Annotated in this window: 16 protein-coding genes and 3 pseudogenes; 7 read left to right on the top strand and 12 right to left on the bottom strand. The window is 53.4% G+C overall.

Annotated elements, in window-relative coordinates; all coding sequences use genetic code 11:
* Positions 1-200 precede the first annotated feature (200 nt).
* The 3 genes from THECO_RS22680 (at position 201) to THECO_RS04490 (ending at position 3,080) form a co-directional block, all read left to right on the top strand.
* On the top strand, positions 201-800 hold the full coding sequence (locus THECO_RS22680) for a DUF6431 domain-containing protein (RefSeq protein ID WP_408646052.1): 600 nt from the start codon (positions 201-203) through the stop codon (positions 798-800).
* 100 nt (positions 801-900) lie between these two features.
* Positions 901-2,280, top strand: coding sequence for a DDE-type integrase/transposase/recombinase (locus THECO_RS04495; RefSeq protein WP_015253877.1), 1,380 nt, complete (start codon positions 901-903; stop codon positions 2,278-2,280).
* Entirely contained in the window at positions 2,277-3,080 is an 804-nt protein-coding gene (locus THECO_RS04490) for an ExeA family protein (RefSeq protein WP_015253876.1), read from the top strand. The genes THECO_RS04495 and THECO_RS04490 overlap by 4 nt, the downstream gene beginning before the upstream one ends.
* Before the next feature lie 285 nt (positions 3,081-3,365).
* On the opposite strand, the gene THECO_RS04485 is transcribed toward THECO_RS04490, so the two are convergent.
* The 8 genes and pseudogenes from THECO_RS04485 to THECO_RS04450 form a co-directional block, all read right to left on the bottom strand.
* Positions 3,366-4,772 (bottom strand): glycoside hydrolase family 30 protein, encoded by a 1,407-nt coding sequence (locus THECO_RS04485; RefSeq protein WP_232427781.1) that lies wholly within the window; start codon positions 4,770-4,772, stop codon positions 3,366-3,368.
* 35 nt (positions 4,773-4,807) lie between these two features.
* Positions 4,808-6,817: a glycoside hydrolase family 2 protein gene (locus THECO_RS04480; RefSeq protein ID WP_232427746.1), complete on the bottom strand. Its 2,010-nt coding sequence runs from the start codon at positions 6,815-6,817 to the stop codon at positions 4,808-4,810.
* Between the two features lie 69 nt (positions 6,818-6,886).
* Complete coding sequence (locus THECO_RS04475; protein WP_015253873.1) at positions 6,887-8,476, bottom strand: extracellular solute-binding protein; 1,590 nt, start codon at positions 8,474-8,476, stop codon at positions 6,887-6,889.
* Positions 8,477-8,540: 64 nt separating this feature from the next.
* Positions 8,541-9,428 (bottom strand): carbohydrate ABC transporter permease, encoded by an 888-nt coding sequence (locus THECO_RS04470; RefSeq protein WP_015253872.1) that lies wholly within the window; start codon positions 9,426-9,428, stop codon positions 8,541-8,543.
* 11 nt (positions 9,429-9,439) lie between these two features.
* Positions 9,440-10,351 carry an ABC transporter permease gene (locus THECO_RS04465; protein WP_015253871.1) on the bottom strand — a complete coding sequence of 304 codons (912 nt, stop codon included), beginning with the start codon at positions 10,349-10,351 and terminating at the stop codon, positions 9,440-9,442.
* 71 nt (positions 10,352-10,422) lie between these two features.
* Entirely contained in the window at positions 10,423-11,436 is a 1,014-nt protein-coding gene (locus THECO_RS04460) for a LacI family DNA-binding transcriptional regulator (RefSeq protein ID WP_015253870.1), read from the bottom strand.
* Positions 11,437-11,769: 333 nt separating this feature from the next.
* The gene (locus THECO_RS04455) at positions 11,770-13,191 is read right to left on the bottom strand and encodes an MDR family MFS transporter (RefSeq protein ID WP_015253869.1); all 1,422 of its coding nucleotides are present in this window, start codon (positions 13,189-13,191) and stop codon (positions 11,770-11,772) included.
* A pseudogene (locus tag THECO_RS04450) lies at positions 13,161-13,712 on the bottom strand (hypothetical protein); the annotation flags it as partial. The gene THECO_RS04455 and the pseudogene THECO_RS04450, both read right to left, overlap by 31 nt.
* An 870-nt stretch (positions 13,713-14,582) precedes the next feature.
* Here THECO_RS04450 and THECO_RS04445 point away from each other — a divergent pair.
* The gene (locus THECO_RS04445; protein ID WP_015253868.1) at positions 14,583-15,089 is read left to right on the top strand and encodes a GNAT family N-acetyltransferase; all 507 of its coding nucleotides are present in this window, start codon (positions 14,583-14,585) and stop codon (positions 15,087-15,089) included.
* A gap of 9 nt (positions 15,090-15,098) precedes the next feature.
* Here the strand turns inward: THECO_RS04445 and THECO_RS04440 are convergent, their stop codons facing one another.
* The 4 genes from THECO_RS04440 to THECO_RS04425 all read right to left on the bottom strand — a co-directional run bounded on the left by THECO_RS04440 (position 15,099) and on the right by THECO_RS04425 (position 17,971).
* Complete coding sequence (locus THECO_RS04440; RefSeq protein WP_015253867.1) at positions 15,099-15,752, bottom strand: YdcF family protein; 654 nt, start codon at positions 15,750-15,752, stop codon at positions 15,099-15,101.
* Positions 15,749-16,510 (bottom strand): DeoR/GlpR family DNA-binding transcription regulator, encoded by a 762-nt coding sequence (locus tag THECO_RS04435; protein WP_015253866.1) that lies wholly within the window; start codon positions 16,508-16,510, stop codon positions 15,749-15,751. Before THECO_RS04435 ends, THECO_RS04440 begins: the two co-directional genes overlap by 4 nt.
* Positions 16,511-17,094: 584 nt before the next feature.
* The gene (locus THECO_RS04430; RefSeq protein WP_015253865.1) at positions 17,095-17,526 is read right to left on the bottom strand and encodes a GNAT family N-acetyltransferase; all 432 of its coding nucleotides are present in this window, start codon (positions 17,524-17,526) and stop codon (positions 17,095-17,097) included.
* Between the two features lie 22 nt (positions 17,527-17,548).
* Positions 17,549-17,971, bottom strand: coding sequence for a GNAT family N-acetyltransferase (locus THECO_RS04425; RefSeq protein ID WP_015253864.1), 423 nt, complete (start codon positions 17,969-17,971; stop codon positions 17,549-17,551).
* Between the two features lie 213 nt (positions 17,972-18,184).
* Here THECO_RS04425 and THECO_RS04420 point away from each other — a divergent pair.
* The 3 genes and pseudogenes from THECO_RS04420 (at position 18,185) to THECO_RS04410 (ending at position 20,184) form a co-directional block, all read left to right on the top strand.
* Positions 18,185-18,897, top strand: a pseudogene (locus THECO_RS04420) (polyphosphate polymerase domain-containing protein).
* Between the two features lie 2 nt (positions 18,898-18,899).
* Positions 18,900-19,583 (top strand): annotated as a pseudogene (locus tag THECO_RS04415) (MgtC/SapB family protein).
* Positions 19,584-19,602: 19 nt separating this feature from the next.
* A complete protein-coding gene (locus THECO_RS04410) occupies positions 19,603-20,184 on the top strand; it encodes a hypothetical protein (RefSeq protein ID WP_015253862.1) in 582 nt (193 codons plus the stop codon).
* Positions 20,185-20,257 lie beyond the last annotated feature (73 nt).

Raw genomic sequence — 20,257 nt, 5'->3', positions numbered from 1 at the left:
TCGCCACTCACGTAATTTGACGTGAGAAAGGCGATTTTTTGTTATGTATGTTGGCGGAGGAAATAAACCGTTGGTTGTCGTAAGTAGATGGGAGTTGAGACGACAATCATCAGGAGGATGCAATCTTCGCAGAAAACGCAAATAGGAAGACCCTCAGGTTGGCGCCCAAGTCTTCCTATTTGCCCTGCGAATAAATCGCTATGTCTATCGTAACGGATTGGAATTTGGATGTAAAGCGGTATCTTCAGTCCTGCTCTGACGGCATTCCCGAAGCAGACCGGCCGCGTGTGTGTCCGCACTGCTCCGAAACCGTGATGTTGCATCGGCACGGCCGGTTTTTCCGATGTGTCTTTACTCTCACGGAACGTTTCGTCATTCCCATTTTTCGTTTTCGTTGCCCCCAATGTTCCAGAACGACGAGCGTATTGCCGGCGTTCCTTCTGCCTAAGCAGCAAACGGCGGTCGACATCCAGGAAGAGGTCGTCCGGGGAGAGACCCATGGCGCTTCACGTATAACCATGGCGCAGCAATCCGCCGCCTGGCCCGGCGGTCCGTGGTCCGTACGCACGATCCGGCGGTGGTGCCGCCGCTGGAAGGACATGCTTTCCAAGCTGGAAGATCGGTTGGCTGCGTGGCTTCTTTCCCGGCACCCGCAGGTGGCGTTGCCTCGTGGGCGGGGAGCCGGCTGGTCTTTGTGGTTCGCCTGCTGGGAACGGCTTCGGACATCGGCTCAGGAGGGGTCGCTGCTGCATCGGCTGAACCGATGGGCACGGCCATTGTCGGTGACGGTGCCCGGTTGATGATCCCACAAACGTTGGCTGTCGATGAAAGCCCGGGGGAGCGGCGACAATGGAGGCTGGGGAGATTCCCCGAATCCATATTCCGAGGAGGGTTCTGCCGATGGAACATCCCGAAAGCATCGCCGCTGCCCGGTATGCACTGATTGCGCCGATCGTCAGCCGGCAAACTCCGCTGGCGCCCGGAGAAATGAAGGCGCTGCTGCAGGAGGCGTCCCGCTGCGTCTATGAAGTCCCCGGCGGACGCTCGCGCACCGTGAGCATTCGGACGCTGGAGCGCTGGGTAGAGGCGTATCGCAAGGGCGGCTGGGATGCGCTGAAGCCGCGCGTCCGCAGTTCCAAGGGGCGTTTGCGCATGGACGGGGCCGTGCTGGAGAAGGCCAAACAATTGAGACGTGAAAGGCCCGAACGGAGCGTCGAACAAATCATCTTTCTGCTCGAGGAAGGCGCACTGGTCCCGCCGGGAACGGTTGCACCCAGCACACTGGCGCGCCACCTTCGCCAGGCCGGTCTCAGCCGCCGCAGCGTCATGAAAGAAAACGCGGCATCCGGCCACCGCCGCTTCGAAGCGGAGGATATTCTGGTTCTGGTACAGGCGGACTTCAAGCATTTCGTCTACCTGCCTGACCCGAGGAACCCGAAGAAACGGAGAAAGACGATCTTGTGCCTCGTTCTCGACGATTACAGCCGGTATATCCTGCATGCCCAGTTTTACTTCGACGAGAAGCTGCCGCGGCTGGAAGATTGCCTGAAGAAAGCGATCCTGCGCTGCGGCGTTCCGGAAATGCTGTACGTGGACAATGGAGCGGCGTTTTCGTCCCAGCACCTGACCCGCATCTGCGGGAAGCTGGGGATCGACCTGCGTCATACGCGCCCTTTCCAGCCCCGTGGACGCGGGAAAATTGAGAGGAGCTTTCAGTTCATCGACACGAGTTTCCTTCCCGAAGTGTACGCGCGCATCGAGGCGGGCCAATTGACGACGCTGGAGGAGCTGAACGACGCGCTTTGGGCGTGGATCGACGGCTATTACCACCAGCGGGTGCATGGCGGAACGAAAGAAACCCCTCAGGCCCGTTGGAACGGCAGTTCGCGCCGGCCGAGGCGGGTGTCGCTCGCCGAATTGAACGAGATCTTTCTGTGGGAAGAAACACGCAAGGTGGATGCGACCGGCTGTGTCCGCCTCCTGGGCAATACGTATGAAGTGGACGGCGATCTCGGCAGCCGGCAGGTGACGCTGCGTTACGATCCGTACGACCTGCGGGAGATTCAGGTCTGGTTCGAAGGCGTTCGCCGCGGCAATGCCAAGCCGGTCGAACTGCGGCGTTACCGCGACCGCCGGGTCCCCGCCGACGAGGTCGCGCCGGCAGAAGAAGCGGACGTGCAGCTCTCCTTTCTCGATTTGGCGGAACAGAAACGAAAAGCACAGTGGAAGGAAGAAGAAATCCGCTATGCGTGCACCACCATGGGAGGTGAGAAGCGGTGAGCACGGCGATCCGGCCCTTTACGCGCATGCTGGATATGGTGGACTGTTTTTCGTTTCGCGGTCATGAAGAGGCGTTCGCCCGACTGAGCGTGGCTGTGGCACAGCGTCAGCTCGGAGTGCTGACCGGTGAGGTGGGCAGCGGCAAATCTGCCCTGATCCGTCGGTTGTTCCGCTCGCTCGATCCAATGATGACACTGCCGGTGTACCTGAGCCAGTCCAACCTCAAACCGCGTGATTTTTACAGCGAATTGCTGAGGCAGGTCGGCGAAGTGCCGCCCTACTCGCTGCCGAAAGCCAAGCGGCTGTGGGAAGAGGTTCTTCAGCAACGGGAAGCCCAGGGGGAGCGTTCGCTGCTTGTGGTTGTGGACGAAGCTCACGAGATGAGTGAAGAAATGCTGCTCGAACTTCGCTTTGCTATGGGGGCCCAGATGGACGCGCGCTCCTACTTTCCGATCATCCTGTCGGGACAACCGGAACTGCGGAAGAAGCTGCGCCTGAAGAAGTTCGAGGCAATTGCACAGCGGATCGGCATGCAGTACCATCTGACCGGGATGACGCGCGAGGAAGCCGGCGCCTACATCAAGCATCACATGAGGACGGCCGGTTTGGAGCGTCCGGTATTCTCAGAAAGCGCCGTGCAGATGATCCATGCGGCAAGCCAAGGACTTCCTCGTGTGATCAATCTGATTTGCACCCATGCATTGTATGATGCAGAAGGGAAAGGGCATGAGGTTGTCGAAGAAGCACACATTGGCCGCGTGTTGGCGGATTTGGACAAGCAGCGTGGAGCGGCAGGCTAACCTGCCGCTTTCACATTTCCGGTTGATGATTGGCGACCCAATTCTCATATGGGTGACGTGGCTGACGTACAAACGATCACGTCATTGTCGGTGGTTGTTCCACCGTCAAATTACGTGATCGGCAACATTGATACATCCTGTGAGAAAAGTTCCATCCTCCGGCCCCTTCCCAATAGTTAATCCGGTCGAAGTATAACGTATTCGATCGATTTGAAAAAAAGTCTGCTATAACTGTTTTTTCATAATAAGAGGTGCTTGAGCACTGTTTTTTCGAGGCTGTCCGGATTATTCTTCACGAAGGTTCCATACCATTGTAGCCGCCGCTCCAGCCGGGAGACTGCAGGCAAAGGATTGATCTCTCCAGTTCACCTGAAACTCCCTCATGTCTTCCGATGCATTCAATGCAATGAGCACCAGCGAACCATCCGGATTTACAAATGCGACAGTCTCAATGTTGCCGTTGCCCGAAGAAGCGGATTCAATCCTGAAGGCGCCGGATTTTACAAATTTGCTGGCATGCCCGAAAGCATAATATTCCTCGTTCAAAACCACTTCCCCGGTTTGCCGGTCAATCGTGACAATCCCACGGCAATCCCGGCATCCCCCCAAATAGGGACCGTGCTGCTCGTCAAGCGCCAGATTCCACTTCAACACGGTCCTCGCCCAGTGACGGGTTGAACCGATGATCAAATTTTGCAAATCCCATTTCAAGTTGCCGCCGAAGTCCGTGGACCATTCTCCTCCCGAGCTTTCCGTAAAATAAATGTCTTTGTCCGGATACGCTTCCTTGACCCGGGACTGGCTCGAAACATCCCCGGCATATCCGTGAAATGCCGTGCCCGCGATGTAAGGATTCGCATCCGGGTCTCCCAGCACAGACAACGGATAATAATATTCATCCCAATTATGATCCCAGATGACAATCTTGGTGTTGATCCCGTTCTCCTCGAATGCCGGCCCCAGATATTCCTTGATAAGCAATGCTTGCTCCCAGGCCTCCATTCGCATCCCCGGATAATCGGCCGGCACATGATGCGGCTCATTCTGCAATGTGATGGCGTCGATCGGAATGCCCTCCGCTTCGTAGGCCTGAATGAATTTCACGAAATACCGGGCGAAAGGCTCGTACGCTTCCGGCTTCAGACTGCCGCCGATCAACGAGTCCGATGTTTTCATTCGCCCCGGCGGGCTCCAGGGGCTGGCCATGATTTTCAAATCGGGGTTGATGCTCATCGCCTGTTTCAACAGCGGAATCATATACTGCCGGTCATGCTCGATGCTGAAGTGTTCAAGCTCCGGATCCGTTTCACCCGGAGGCATATCGTCGTAGGTATAGAGTTGCAAAGCGAAGTCGGAAGCCCCCATGGGAAGACGGAGGTAGCTGAAACCGATCCCTTCCTCGCGGTCAAACAGAAGCTTCATCAGCTCATCCCGCCGCTCATCATCAAGCGCGTTGGCCAGAAGCCATGCCGAGGAATCCGTCAATGCCGCGCCGAATCCGTCCATTTGTTGATAGCGGATTGTATCATCCACCCGAATGACTTCCGATTGCTCCGATTTCCCCGATCGAAAACTGACGGAATCGACTTGTTCCAGAAGCCGGCTTTTGTCCGGCGTGGTCAGCCAAATCTCCACCCGAGTTTCCGCATCGGAATCGCTGCACGCAGACAATACAGCCAATGCGATGACCATCATCCCCGACAACAGAAGCTTGTATCGATCGGGTTTCATGCGTCTCCTCCCCGGCTTTCTTTCACACGGCCCGCCCGGCCTTCTCCGGATAAAGCGATGCCCCGATTCGGCCCCGTGATCTTGCCGTAATCGTTCTTGATCAACCAGGCGACGGATTTGGCCTTTTGCCGATCCATGTGATAGATGCCAAATGTATTGACCCATTGGTTGTGATTGACGTACCAGTTGTACATGATCCAGAAATCAATGCCGGCGACATATCCTGCGGGATTCACGGTACCGTCAGGGCGCAAGACGGCCTTTTCCATGAGCGCTCTCAAGGTGTCCGCATAGGTATCCAGCTGCTTGTCTTCCTCCTGATCCCGCTCGCCCGTCCAGTGACCGAATTCGGTGTTCAGAATCGGCTTGTCCGGATAGGCCCGATGCGACTCTTCCAAAAAATTCCTCGTTCCATTATAATAAGTGCCGCCATGGAAGATGCCGAAATACATGGTCCATCCTGCCACGTCCAAAGGCTCCATCGAAGGATCATGCGCACCCGGCTGATCCGCGGCCGCGCTTTGCGTAATCAGCCTGCCGTCGTCATAACATTTACGCAATTCCCGAACCAGTCGTCTGTTGTAAGCCAGCCGATGCCAGACATCCCTGGATTCGTTTTGCGTGCTCCACAGGATGACCGACGGGCGGTTATATTGCGAAAACACCATCTCCCGCCACATTTGCTCCGGCAATTTTCTTTCTTCCTGGACTTTGAAATGCGCGGTTTCCAACTGCCAGAGCGGAATTTCACTCATCGCCAGCAATCCCAGCCGATCCAACAACAAATAGGTATAGACATGATTCGGATAATGTCCCGTACGCACCATATTCGCGTGAAGCTGCCGAATTTGCCGCAAATCGTCCCGGATCCGTTCCCAGGCGGCCGTCCGCCCGAACTCCGGCCACTCCTCATGGCGAGCGATCCCGGCCAGGAAGACAGGAGCGTCATTCAACAGGATGTGGGTTCGATTGGTGCGGACGACGCGAACTCCGAATTGGGTGCACAGTCGGTCAATGCATTTCCCGTTCTCACTAAGGGAAAACTGCGCCACATAAAGATTCGGTTGCCATATGGACCATAGTCTGGGGCTCAGGATCGTCGCATGGAACAAAACGGCCCGCGTTTCTCCCGCAGCTATCACAACAGATCGGATCAATTCCTTGTTGACTTCCGCGGGACCATCGATAATGCTGGAGGCCAACGGCGAGTCGAGAAAGTCCTCGCGTTCCGGATCGGTTTCATACAAAGCTCCGGTCAAGCGGACCGTCCGCTCGACATCCCCTCTGTTTTCGAGAACCACCGTGATTTTCAATTCGCCGCTTGTACTGAGCGGCACAATATCCGCCCTGACGATGTGTACGGCATCGGTCAGTTCTATGTACAAATCCTGAATAATCCCCGTGTAGTTGAAAAAATCCGTGCCCGCCACCGCCGGTATGGTATCGATCCGGCTTCCCCAGGGAGGGTTGTCGATCCGTATGCGGATCTCGTTTTCGCCATCACGCAATAGCGAGGTCACATCCAGGGCAAAAGGCGTGAAACCGCCTTCGTGATAACCTGCCCATTCCCCGTTGATCCAGATATCCGCCACATAACTCATGGCCAATGCTTTCAGCGTGTAGATTTGGCCGGGTTCTTTCAGATCCACATGAAACGTCCTGCAGTACCAGACCCCATCTTCATAGGTCTCCGCCGCGTTGGCTGCTTCCAGCCCGCTCAGGCGATTTTCCGGCAGCGGAACCTCATGAGGCTCCCAATCGCAGAACTCCCGTTCCGTGAGGAAATCTTTCTCCCGGGCATTCAGCTCCAGCAACCACGCTTGATTTCTCGGCGACATGGTCAAATCATGGTCGGCATGAAACCTTTTTTTGAGCCACTTGCCGTTCAACGGAATGACCGGTCTGTCCTGAGGTTCGAATGTAGGCACGGGTATGCCGTTTTGAAAGGGAACCGTTGCGCCATCAATGCTGCTTAGCATCATTGTCGTTTCCAAAGTAGTCTTCAAAATATTCCCCCATAAAAAGGGGAGGCGAATCTCCTGCGAGCTTCCTCCCCGTCGAACTTGACAGCGGCTTTATTTCACACCGATTGCATCAAAATGGGCATTCGCTTTTTCCTTGACATAATCGACCAGCTTGTGAACCCCTGCGGCTTCCAGTTGTTTGCGGTAGGTTTCCAGACCTTTTTCGACATCCGTTATCAGACCCATCATCAGCGGCAACCCGTATTGCTGCATGACGGCATTGACCGCTGCCTGCTCAGCCCGAACCGGTTCATAATCCATCATGACGCCTGCGAAAATATTCGGTCTGCTCGTCTCGCGAAACTCAGCCAACAAGTTGTCAAATTCCGGCCATCCGCCGGCCGGCTTCACTCTTTGCATGCTCTCCACACGCCAGCCCCAGCTTGCAATATCATAGTTGGAATAATCCGGATCATCGGCTCTGCTCGCCGGAGGAGTCACAATCGTTCTGCCGTCTTCGGAAATATCGTAATGAACGCCTTCAAATCCGTAGGTCATCAGATCGTAATATTTGGGATCATTGCGCAGTTTATCAAGAACCATCAACGATCTTTCCGGGTATTTCGCGCTTTTCGGAATCGCCATTGCGTTCTGGACAGAGAGTGTCGGCATCACATAGTTGTGGAAACGGCTGAACGGGAAGTAAGCCAGTTCGATATCCGGATTGTCCGTCTTCTGCCCCATGATATAGCCGCCTGCTCCCGGAGCATTGCGCCAGTACACCGCACCGGTTCCGACTTTGATTGCGTCTCCCGCTTCACTCTGGGATGACAGCGTATCGGAATTCCAATATCCCTTCTCAGCCCAGGTTCTCATTTTCTTTACCCATTGTTCGAATTCATCCGTGAATGGATAAGCGACGATGTCTCTGGGCGTATCATAAGAAGTCGCAACGACAACCCCGCTGTCGCCGCCGATATGCAGGAAATCGTAGTATGCCCTGAACATGGTGTAGATTTCGTTATAGGCCTTGCCGTTAATCGGCGTTACGCCCTTTTCCCGCTTCACGCCATCCAGGTACGCCTCAATGGAGTCCAGATCCTTGATTTCAGGAAGCTCCAATTCTTTTCTCCAGTCTTCGCGATAGACAATGCCGTCCGGCGTATATTCCGGATAAGTGGAAGGCACGGCGTATATTTTTCCGTTTACCTTCGCTTCCTTCCAATCTTGCTCCGGAACATTCTTCCACGTCTCCGGCGCATAGACCGGGAGCAGATCATCGAGCGGCAAGAACGCCCCCTGAGCAGCATATTTGTAGTAATTTGCCCATGTCGAAGCGAAAATCATATCGATCCGTTCTCCTGCGGAAAGCAGCAAATTATATTTGGTTTCCCAATCCGCCCAGCTCGTAAAGTTCAGCTTGACGGTCGTGTTCAGTTCCTCGGCCAGCATCTTGTTGAATTCGGCGACGACCGCTTCGGTATCTTTATGCGGTTCGCCGAGCAAATACCAGACAAGCTCGACCTTTTCGGACAAATCGATGTTCCCTTCATTTTGCGGGCTGCCCGTGTTTCCTGTATTCGGCTGATCGACAGCCGCCTTACCTCCGTTGCCGGCGTTGCCTCCGCAAGATGCCAGCAACGAGATCACCAGAAGGGATGAAATCACAACGGAGAACAAGTTTTTGATTTTTCCGTTCATTTGGAAATGACGCCTCCCCTTTTGACACATATCAATGGATTTATGTTAGCCGGGCATGCCGGATCTAACCTTTTACTGCACCGAGCGTCAGCCCTTTGACGAAGTACCGTTGAACAAACGGATACAGGAACACGATCGGTCCGGTTACGACGATGGCCGCCGCCATTTTCAACGTTTCCGAAGGTGGTCGGAAATCCGGCGATAAATTGCCCGCCGCACTCGTATTCAGGACGGCAGCGCTTGCCAATGTTCGATACAGCAAAAACTGCAGCGGATATTTATCCTGCGTGTTGATGTACAAATTCGCGAGAAACCAATCGTTCCAGTAACCCAGGGCAAGGAACAGCCCGATTGTCGCCAGGCCCGGCGTAGAAAGCGGCAGGATCAGTTTCCAATAAATTGTAAAATCTCCCGCGCCGTCGATCTTGGCGGATTCGGTAATGGAGTCTGGAATCGATTTCATAAAATTTTTCATGAGAATGACATTGAATGCGCTGAGCAGCGGCGGCAAAAGAAGCGCCAAGAAACTATCCTTCAATCCCAGATACTTGACCATCAAAATGTACCAGGGGATAAGCCCTCCGCTGAACAGCATGGTGAAATAGATAAAGAAAGATAGAGCGTTACGGTATTTAAAATCTTTCCTGGAAAGCACATACCCTGCCATGGATGTCAAAAAAAGACCCAACACAACGCCCGTCAACGTCAATCCGATCGTCACTTGATAGGCTTTGACAATTTGCTCAGGCGACCTGAAAATCGCTTTATAGGCCTCCAATGACCATTCATTTGGAATGATCTTGAAACCGTCTCTTATAATCTCGGATTCCGCGGTAAATGAACCCGTTACGATCAGCAGAAACGGCAGCAAGCACAGCACGGCAAGAAACGTAATGAAAATGTAGCCTATCGTATTGAAGACAACAGACGCTCTTTCCGTTTTGATTTTCAAGTGGCATCCTCCTAGAACAGGGAATAATCATCCCGGATTTTCTTGATGATATAGTTCACCGTCACGACGAGGATAAACCCGAAGAACGATTGGTAGAGCCCTGCCGCCGTTCCCATTCCGATATCAAAGTTTACGGCGAGAGAACGATAGACATAGGTATCGATAATATCCGTGGACTCAAACAACATGCCGTTATTTCCGACAATCTGATAAAACAGCTCGAACTGTCCCCGCAAAATTCCGCCCAACGCCAGCAAGATCAACAGGATAAAGGTCGGCACCAAAAGCGGAAGCGTTATATATCTGACCCGTTGGAAGATATTTGCGCCGTCAATCTTTGCCGCTTCGTGGTATTCATCGCTGATGTTCATGATGGCCGCCAGATAGATGACGACCCCGATGCCGAGCCCTTTCCAGATGCCAAAGAATACGATGATGTATTTCCAGGGTGCCGTGTTCAGGTAGAAGTCATAGGGCGGCAAATCAAGCTGAGCCAATATCGTATTGATGACCCCGTTGCTGGAAAACAAATTGAATACGAAGGCGCCGACCAGGACATAGGACAAAAAATACGGAAGAAACATCGCCGACTGGGCGGTCTTCTTGAACCATTTGCCCGGCACTTCGCTGAGAAAGATTGCGCATGTAACCTGAAGCACGTTACCGATCAGAATGAAGGCCAGATTGTACAAAATCGTGTTTTTGGTGATGTTCCAGAGCACTCCCGAGTTAATCAAAAATTCGAAATTTTTGAATCCGACAAATTCGCTGCCGAACAGGCCGCCTTCATAACTGAACCGGGTAAAGGCGTAATAAACCCCGACCATGGGGATGTAGGCAAATATGATGAAATAAAGCAGCGTGGGAACGATCATGGCAAACAACACGCTGTTCTTTCGCAGTTCTCGGAGCATCCCGGACATACGTTTTCCCTCCCCAATATGTAATCGATTACTTTTTTTGATGAAAAGCGCCTGATGATCAGGTTCTCGTGTTACTTTCTTTTGTAATTGGATGATTCCCGAATGATCAGGGTTGAATCGACCTTGAACACCCGTTGATCCCGGTAAATATTGTCATTGATCTGATCGATCAACTTTTCGGCGATCAACGCCCCCATCGCGTATTTGGGCTGATCCACCGTACTCATTTTCGGCGCAATATAGTTCGTGATTCTTGTATTGTCGACGCCGACGACGGCCATTTCCTCGGGAATCTTGATATTCAATTCTTGGCAAGCCTTGTACACACCCAAAGCCATCTCATCATTCGCTGCGAATACGGCGGTAAAATGTACATTTTTGGCAATGAGCCGCTTGAAAGCTTCATAGCCTTTATCCTCATTAAAATCCCCGTTCTCGATCAGCTCGGGAAGAAACGGATAGCCGGCATCTCTCAAGCCTTTCATATATCCCTCAAGCCTTGTATAACTGTCGATGGCATGGGCAAAACCGCTCAGAAAGGCGATTCTTTCATGTCCCTGGGATATAAGATGGCTGACGACTTCCTTGCCCATCTTTACGTTATCCGTATAAACGCAGGGAATCTCCCGGTGATCGATATGCCGTCCGATTACACCGATTTTATAGCCCTGATCGACATACGAAACAATCTCCTCATCCGTCAAATCAGGCGTTACAAGGATCATGCCGTCCACCGTTCGATTCAGCAGCAACGACATGTACTCATACGCCTTTTCTTTCTGGTTCTGCAGATCGCAAATAAATATTTTGTAATTCAGTGAGCTCGCCATATTTTCGATTCCTTTGACGATATCGGCAAAATAGGAAACGCCGATATCGGGAACCTGTACAGCCAAAGCCATTGTTTTTTTCGATCTCAAGTTCTTGGCGACAGCATTCGGCGTATAGTTCGCCTTCTCGATCGCCTCGAGCACTTTCCGTCTTGTCTTTTCCGTTACCGAAGCGCTGTTGTTCAGCATCCTGGAAACCGTCGCAACGGACACGTTGGCCATCTTCGCGATATCGCTGATTTTATAGTCTCTCATTCTGATCAAACCACTCTCTTCGATCGCTTTATCACCACACAGTATAGCACCGCCTGTAATCGATTTCAAAACATACGACCTATTCCATCTATCAAATTTGGTCGGTAATTTCTATTTACTCCTTGGGAATTGCCGTGAAATAATCGAAACCACAACGAAGCAACCGCTTTCAAATGACCTGTGCTTACCTTTGAAATCCGGAGGTGTTATGTCATGAATTCGTAATTTAATGTAATCGATTACAAATCAAAAGTCAATATGCTTTTTGGAGGCAATCCCGATCCTCCAGGATCGGGCTTACTTGAGTTTGGATAAAGGCCGCGGAAAATAAACTCACTCGGGCGGCTCGGCGCGCTTCATGAACATGCCGACAATCAGAGCCGCCGCTCCGACCGCCATCGCCCACCAAAACGCGCTTTGGATGCCGGCACTGAATCCACTAAGCTGATCGGACCATGTATTGCCCGACGATGCCATGTAGTCGTTGCTTACTTTGGATAAGATTCCCGTAAACGTTACGATTCCGATGGCGCCGGCAATTTGCATGAGGGTATTCACAATCGCCGCGCCGTGCGGAAAAAGTCTTCTTGGCAAAGCGTTCAGTCCCGCGGTCTGAACGGGCGTGATGACGAGCGGTATGCCGATGCTGAGCAAGACGTTCATTGCGATGATATAGACCGCCGTTGTGCCCATATCCAGCCAGGTGAACGCCCACAGCGAGAGCAAAACCAGCACAAAACCCGGAATGATCAGAACTTTCACCCCGTACCGGTCAAACAGCTTGCCGGAAACCAGCGACATGGCGGCGTAAGCGACACCCGGCAACAAACCACACAATCCGACTTCAAACGCGGTCATCCCCAGCACGATCAACATGAACTGCGAGAGCAGCAATCCCGCGGAGAACATCACCATCATGAGCAGCAGGACGAGAACCATCGCAATGCTGAACATCGGATATCGGAATGTCCTGAGCTCCAGGATCGGCGCGGCAATGGACAACTGCCGAAGGACGAACAAGACCAATGCAATGCCTCCGACAATAAGTGAACCCCATGTTTCGGATGAGAGGTATATGGCCGCGGCGCTCAATCCATACACCAATCCTCCGAATCCGGTGCAAGACAACACGATGGAAAGATAGTCGACTTTCGGTTTTGTAATGTCGGATACATTGCGCAAAAGGGCCGCCGCAAACAACACCGAAAAAGCCGCAATCGGAATGATGAGATAGAACATCCAACGCCACGAGAGCCGGTCGATGATCAATCCCGCAACCGTCGGCCCGATCGCGGGAGCAAACATCACGACCAGCCCGATCATGCCCATCGCGCCCCCCCTGCGTTCCGGCGGGTAAATATGCATCATCGTGTTCATCATCACCGGCAGCATGAGCCCTGTTCCGAGCGCTTGCACCACTCTTCCGATCAACAACACGGAAAAAACGGGGGCCGTGCCGCACACGATGGTGCCGACAAGAAAGAAAATCGTCGCGGACAAAAACATTTGGCGTGTCGTAAACCACTGCTGCAGCAAAGCGGTGACGGGCAAGAGTGTTCCGACAACGAGCATATACACGGTGGCCAACCATTGGACGGTCATGAGCGGGGCGGAATAATCCCTCATCAGATCGGGAAAAGCGACCTGAATCATCGTTTCATTCAAAACCGCAATGAAAGCCCCGATGATGAGCGCAACGACAATGCGTGTGCGTTGAATGCCGGTCATGGCGACAGATGAACTTGCAATCTCCACGAGTTACCCTCCCTCAAGCGTGCAGCGTATTGTTGTGTCGAGTATATACAAATCCAATGCTGGAGTTGACGAAAAACGGCAGACTGATCCCGTTTGGACTTGGCTTCCGTGAACTCCATGAAAAATGCTATCAGATGTTGCAAAGCCGTTTTGAGATCCAGGTCTCGAACTTCGTCGGAAAACAGGAAGAACAGACCGCCCAACGACCGCGCGTCGTTTTCGTGACGACGTTCCCATTCCATCACGAGATAACGCGCAAATACGATGGTGGTGTGGCTGGTGAGCATGTCAAATGAACGGCCTTGGAACTCCGTCCCCAGCTTCAGATACGATTTGGCAAATTTGAAGAACGTCTTGATGCTCCAACGCATGCCGTAAATGCGAACGATCTCGGCATCTTCCAACGCCAGGTCGGTGCTGAGCAGAACCAGCCAATCCCGCCGCCGATTGCGATTTTGAACAAAGACCAGTTTGACCGGCAGACCGCATGCGGTTTGAACGATGACCGAGCCCAGAATCTCCTTGCAAAGCGCGGATGGTTTAAGAACCGATAGACCACATCTTTGCCAGGCAAAGACTGACGGCGATCGCTGTTGAGAAGACGGAACCAGTTGTAGAGAACGCAGCCGAAATTCGTTCTTGACCCTTTTCAGACAGAGAATTGTGTTGTACCATAGGGATACACACCTTTCTGTTTGGGATGGTAAGCTTTAGCAACTTCCATTTTACCAAACAAGAAAGGTGTTTTTCTGTCAAGAACGAGATTTTTCGACTAAGAAATCCTAGCTCCATCAAGGCTTAGCACAGATTTTCAAGCTGCGAAAGTTGAGTTATTTTAGTTAAAGATTTCTTATCAACCCCGAATCCAGACGGATGGGTTAAGTACGGGAAACCGGTTTGTTCCGAACTCGTGAATTACTACGGGCAGCAATCGCGCAAAGGTTTTGAATGGCGCGGGTTGGCGCTGCTTTGGCTTACCCCTTCGGAGATCGTCCTGGTTCGGCTTGTCCCGCTTTCACCGAAAAACTCTCCATCCGCCCGCTGCTGTGCATCCAATACGTAAGAGATGACGGCAAGCGCGATGTGATGGGTTGCAGTGTTCGCGACTTCGACCATTGGGCGCGGTAAATCCGGAAGCTGCGCTGACCGCGCCCTCACTCCGGATCGTTCACGGACAGCCCCGTCATCCCCCGATCCCGTTCTGTTCCGGATTTGATCCTCCGCAGACTATCGGTCAGACAGTTTCCGGAAAAATTTTGACAAATCGCGGCATGGCCGAAGGGGGCGCCCCCTCTTTCTTGCTTTCTGGACCCCGGTCAGATTTTGATTATACTGAATATCAGTATCGAAGAGGTGTAAAGAAGCCAATTTCTCTTGGAGGATGGATCGGGATGCTCTACAGACTGCCCGGGCTGGATGACGAAGCGATTCTTCGGGACTATGTGCAGGAGCATTATGATTATGGCGAGCAGCACATCTCGGCAAGCTACAGCCTCACTTCCATGGCGTACGGCGATTGGGTCGAGAAAATCAAACGATGCGCCGAGACGGGAGAAGGCGAGTCGGGCAGGAGCCTGGTGCTCCTCTGTTTCGATCAAGAGCGACTGGTCGGCCTGCTCAGCGTCCGATACGAACTGTCGCGCGAACTGTCCGAATCGATCGGGGACATCGGCTACGGCGTGCGCCCGACCGAAAGGCGAAAGGGCTATGCGACCATCATGCTGCGCCACGCGCTGGACATCTGCCGGGAGAAAGGCAAAACAAGCGTAATCGTGGGCTGCTACAAAGACAATGTGGCTTCGGCCAGAACGATACAGAAAAACGGCGGAGTGTTCATCGGTGAAAACGACAACTACACCAAGGGCAGACCGAGCCTGTACTTCAGGATCGACCTGTAACTTCGGGCGTCACGGATCGGCGAAGCGGATGACCAGCCGGTCTTCCAGCCTTTCGATGTCGCCCCTGTCTCCGTAACGGAGGATGCGCAGGTACTCCCCGTAGACGCGGGATCTGCCGATCTCCGTGTCCGACCAGCTGTTCCGGTTGATTCTCACCCCTCTGTACACCGTATCGAACGTCGCGGGGATGTACATAAGATCGGAGCCGAGATGCTTCCTGAGCGTGCGGTACTGCCGGCCGGCCGCGTGGCTTTTGCACACGAACAGAACCGAACGGACCCTCGAGAAATCGAACAGTTCCCTCGCAAACCGCACATTTTCCAGCGAGTTGCTTGACCGGGTTTCCAACAGGAGGGCTTCCCGCGGGATGCCCGCCTCCAGCAGATGATGCGCGATCGCTTCCACCTCGGATGGTTCGGCCTTCTCACGCCCGCCGGATTTTCCCGAGCCTCCCGTGATAATGATGCGCGGCGCCAGCCCGCTCTTGTACGCAGCAATGGCCGTCTCCCAATGGCCGGGATGCGTCCCGCCGAAAACGAACATCACGTCGCATTTCGGCCTGGCTGCGGCCTCTTCCAGGAAGACCGCTTCCGTCATGATCGCGATCTGTTCCGCGTTCAACTCTGGCACCGGCGGTTCCTTCGGAATTTCGCGGTCTGTCATCGGGCAACCTCCACCTTCACGTCGGCGGCTTCCATCTTCCTGATTTCATCCTCCGGCGTCTCGCCGTCCGTGATGATCAGATGAAGCTTGTTCAGCGGCACGATCCTCGCAAAGCAGTCCACCCCGAATTTGCGGTGCTCCGCGAGACAGACGACCCTTCGCGAATGCTCGATGACGGTGCGGGAAAAGATTGCGGCCTCGGGTGTGGCGGTGCTGAGTCCCTTCACGGATAACCCTCCCCCCGTCGCAAAGCACAGGTCCAGCTCGAACTGTCCGGCAAAATCATTCGCCAGCGCGTCGGTGATGTTGCCGGAAGGCTTGATGCGCCCGCCGATCAGATAGATTTCAATGTTCTTCCGATCTTTCAGGGCATCGGCGATGCGCAGGGAATTGGTCACCACGGTGAACGGGAAGTGCCGGGGGAGGTATTTGAGCAGCACATCATGGATGGACGCCCCGCCGACGAAGACGGTTTCTTTTTCCTGAATATGGATGGCCGCCCGTTTCGCGATCGCATGCTGGTACTGATCCCCTTCTCCGTATCTTGTCGAAGGAGGCTGCGGCATGTTCCGGACAACCGGAAGCGGAATGGCGCCCCCGTGCGTTCGCTTGAGCAGTTTCTCTTCCTCCATGATGGACAGGTCGCGGCGAATCGTATCGATGGACACCTCGAACCGTTCGGCCAAATCTTTGGCGAGCACGCGCCCCTCGCTACCGAGCAGTTCCAAAATCTTCTCCCGTCTTTCCTGCGAAAACATGCGCATCCTCCTCCAATAAGGCACTGAAGTTTTCCGTGCTGGTTCCATTATATTCATGTTTTTGCTGTTTTTTAATAGGTTAAATTCATGTTTGTTCGTTTTTATTCATGTTCCTGCATGACCCGTTTTTTGGTCAGCCCATCAAATTTGTTTGCCCTATGCGCAAAGTTCAAGTAAGCTGGAGGGTATTTCAACGGAAGGATGAGCCCAAGCAAATTCAGATCATTTTTCACCGGGGAGCCAAAGTCAAGGAGCAGCCGAAAGAAAGGTTGCTTTGCTATAGAGCCTTCAGTCGTTTTAATCAAGTAAATTGTAGTGGTATTCTGGTAGTTTCTATTGCTTCGCTTGATATCAATTCGATACGGATAACAAAAATCCGATAAACAAGCCTAGCAAGAGCATTCCAAATATGTTAACTTGATGGGAGTAAGATTTTGATATATACAGACCCGAAAGGAACCCATAATACGACCATCGAAAATAAGAAAAAGAAGAGGCTACACCCATTAGCGCGCTTACGATGGGAACCCAAATCCCTGATTTCCTCATCCAAACTTCCCTTCTTTCCCGTTAAAATTGCTGCACTACAGTTTTTTCGAAAACCGCAATCCCGTGACGGAAAATCCCATGTGCCGGTAGAACCGATGCGCTGCTTCACGTTCGGGCCTCTTGCCGCTGGTGAGCACGATGGCCGCAGCTCCTTTTTCTCTTGCCCATTTTTCCGCATGGCGGATCAATTCTTTGCCTACGCCCCTGCCCCTGAACACCGCTTTCACGACGAGCACCGTAATCTGGACAACATGACCATCGTGTTCATAACCGAAAGTCAGACGCAGGCCGATCATGCCCACCACTTCGCCCTCGCATTCCGCCACCAGCGTCGCATAATCCGGATGGGAGCTGATGGCCTCCATCCTTTTCTGCATCTGCGTGCTTGAAGCGGGGTAGCCCAACTCCCCCATCAGTTCGGCAACGGCTTCCAGGTCATCACATGAATACGCTCGAACAACGATCATGCATTCATCACTGCCTTTCCCCTTACGTCTTCCGGGCCTGCGGCAACCGGATCATAAACCGGCTGCCGTCTCTTTCAAATCCGAACCGTTCGTATAATCCGTGCGCATCCCTTGTCCCCAAAATTCCCGTCATCCATTCAAATTCCGGAGCGTTGGTGATAATCTCGATCAGCTTCTTTCCAATCCCTTGTCCCCGATACGCTTCCAGCACAAAAACATCGCACACATAATACATCGTCGCTCCGTCCGTAACCACTCTTGCGAAGCCGATCATGTTGTCCCGGTCGTAGACGCCATAGCATATCGAGTTTTCAATGGATTTTCTAATTCTCTCGGGAGGACGCCGATTCGCCCAGTAACTGCCGGCCAGAAAATCCATCACCGTCTGAACGTCAATTCTTGACTTGTCGTCACTGATTACGTATTGCCTGTAGATGACCTCCATCTGAATGGCGCCTCCCGAATGCAACTATTCCTTTGATGCCTGACATCAACAGTTCAGTCTATGATTTCCACCATCATTTATTGTCGCACTCCCGAATCCCCGTGTCCACTGCTGATCGCATCCCGACGCATGTTCAGCTTTACTTAATCTTTCCTTCACAATTGATTAATCCGCCTCTGCTACACTCATCCCCAGCGGAAGGAAGGGATGGCCATGGACGGGGCGCTCAAATTCAGGCATGAACTGAAATACCAGATCAATCCCCACCAGTATTTCATCATCAAGCAGAGGCTCAAGGCGCTGCTCCGGCCCGACAAACATGCGGGACCTCAAGGTGAATATTACATCCGCAGCCTGTATTTCGACACGATTGACAACAAGGCCCTCCACGAGAAACTGGGCGGTGTCCGGGATCGCGAGAAATACCGCCTCCGGATCTACAATTTGTCCGATCGGATCATCCACCTGGAGAAAAAGCTGAAACGCAACGACTACATCGACAAGATCAAGGAACCGCTGACCCGGGAGATGGCGGAGAGAATCGCGGCGGGCGATCCCGAGGTGCTGAACGTCCCCGGCAAGCCCCTGCTGCTCGAGATGTACCGGCTCATGAAAAACGAGCAGCTCCGGGCGAAAGTCATCGTGGATTACATCCGCGAAGCGTACATATGTCCCTATGGCATGTTCGCATTACGTTTGACAAACATTTGCGGACGGGCCTAAGCGGCACGAACCTGTTCAACCCCGGCTTGCCGACGGTCAGCGCCCTCGACAACCGGATCGTCGTCATGGAGGTCAAGTATGACGATTACTTGCCCGAATTCGTGCGGACGGCTCTGCAAGGCGAGAACATTCACCGTCAATCCAGTTCGAAATACGTCATCTGCCGCAAACTGCTCAAAGAAAACGCATGGGAGGATCAATAAGCATGAACAACGGAACCGTTACCTTCAGGGACATGATCCACAATTCGGAATAATTTTCCAACAACATCAGCATTCCCACCTTTATCACGTCGCTGCTGATCGCCTTCTTCGTCGGACTGTTCATCCACATTTTGTACAAAGAATCTTCAGCGGCGTTCTCTGTTCCAAAAGCTTCAACGTCTCCCTCATCGGCATGACGATCGTCACCGCCATGGTGATCATCGCCGTCAATTCAAACCTGATTCTGTCCCTCGGCATGGTCGGGGCGCTCAGCATCGTCCGCTTCCGGACGCCGATCAAGGACCCCACCGATCTCATCTTCCTGTTCTGGTCCGCCGCGGCCGGCATCGTCATCGGCGCAGGATTCTACGTCCTTGCGATCATCGGGTCCATCATCATCGGTCTGGTGCTGTTCGTGTTCGCCAAGAGCGCTTCCTTCGAAACGCCGTATCTGATGGTCGTGCAATGCGAAGACACCGGCAGTGAACAGTCCGTCTATGAAAAACTGAAACAGCGGGTAAAACGGTCAACGTGAAGCAAAAAACCGTCACCAGCGACCAGATCGAGATGACGGTGGAACTGCGGCTGAAGAAGGACGAACCGCAATTTGTGGCGAGATTGCCGGCTTTCCGGGCGTCCGGCACGCCGTTCTGATCAGCTACAGCGGAGACTATGTATCGCAATAGAGAAGGCGGTGTGACCATCGTGCGAAGACGTACGTATCTGCCCTGGCTCATCCTCTTCTTCGCCGCGGCGCTGATTGCCGCATGGAGCTTTGAAGCGCTGGGCGGCGAGCCCCGGGCCGTCACGGCGTCGGCTGCCGGGTCGGCGGAACAACTGGAGCAGAAGCTGGACGAGCTTGTTTTTCCGAAAGACCGCGTCATCGACGTCCGCATTACGGTGAGCGAAGAAGATTTTGAGGATATGCTGGACAATGCCGCGGCGGAAAAACTGAAACCCGCTTCCGTCGGGTACAACGGCATCAAGCTGGACAACATCGTCCAGACTGCCGCCTTGCAGATCCCGCAAGCGCCGGAGGGGAACGATGCCGGCAATGCGCCTGGCAACGGTCCGCAAGGGGGCTTCGACGGGAATATGCCCGAAGGGTTCTCCGGCGGGAACGGCGGTCCCCCCGCCAACTTGCGTGACGGCTTCGTCGGCAACATGCCGGGCGGAGGTTTTCCCGGGGGCGGTCCGGGCGGCTTCCAGGGCGCACAGGGAGTTCCCGGAGCCCCCGGCACTGCGGCCGCTCAGCACAGCAACTTGGAGGCTTCTACTCCGTACTGATCTCGCTCGTCCTGATGGCGCTGGCCGCCGTCGTCATCATCGGCGCGCTGCTGTTGCTCTTCACCAGATCGAC

Origin of the sequence: Thermobacillus composti KWC4 (genome assembly GCF_000227705.2) — a bacterium.
Lineage (GTDB): Bacteria > Bacillota > Bacilli > Paenibacillales > Paenibacillaceae > Thermobacillus > Thermobacillus xylanilyticus.
Note: the sequence above shows the minus strand (reverse complement) of the source record. Positions and strands in the feature narration are given on the sequence as shown.

What these genes read in the sequence shown, in the direction of transcription:
- THECO_RS22680 (WP_408646052.1), top strand. Translation starts at nt 201, where the DNA reads ATGTCTATCGTAACGGATTGGAATTTGGATGTAAAGCGGTATCTTCAG.
- THECO_RS04495 (WP_015253877.1), top strand. Translation starts at nt 901, where the DNA reads ATGGAACATCCCGAAAGCATCGCCGCTGCCCGGTATGCACTGATTGCG.
- THECO_RS04485 (WP_232427781.1), bottom strand. Translation starts at nt 4,772, where the DNA reads ATGGTCATCGCATTGGCTGTATTGTCTGCGTGCAGCGATTCCGATGCG.
- THECO_RS04475 (WP_015253873.1), bottom strand. Translation starts at nt 8,476, where the DNA reads ATGAACGGAAAAATCAAAAACTTGTTCTCCGTTGTGATTTCATCCCTT.
- THECO_RS04465 (WP_015253871.1), bottom strand. Translation starts at nt 10,351, where the DNA reads ATGTCCGGGATGCTCCGAGAACTGCGAAAGAACAGCGTGTTGTTTGCC.
- THECO_RS04460 (WP_015253870.1), bottom strand. Translation starts at nt 11,436, where the DNA reads ATGAGAGACTATAAAATCAGCGATATCGCGAAGATGGCCAACGTGTCC.
- THECO_RS04445 (WP_015253868.1), top strand. Translation starts at nt 14,583, where the DNA reads ATGCTCTACAGACTGCCCGGGCTGGATGACGAAGCGATTCTTCGGGAC.
- THECO_RS04440 (WP_015253867.1), bottom strand. Translation starts at nt 15,752, where the DNA reads ATGACAGACCGCGAAATTCCGAAGGAACCGCCGGTGCCAGAGTTGAAC.
- THECO_RS04435 (WP_015253866.1), bottom strand. Translation starts at nt 16,510, where the DNA reads ATGTTTTCGCAGGAAAGACGGGAGAAGATTTTGGAACTGCTCGGTAGC.
- THECO_RS04430 (WP_015253865.1), bottom strand. Translation starts at nt 17,526, where the DNA reads ATGATCGTTGTTCGAGCGTATTCATGTGATGACCTGGAAGCCGTTGCC.
- THECO_RS04425 (WP_015253864.1), bottom strand. Translation starts at nt 17,971, where the DNA reads ATGGAGGTCATCTACAGGCAATACGTAATCAGTGACGACAAGTCAAGA.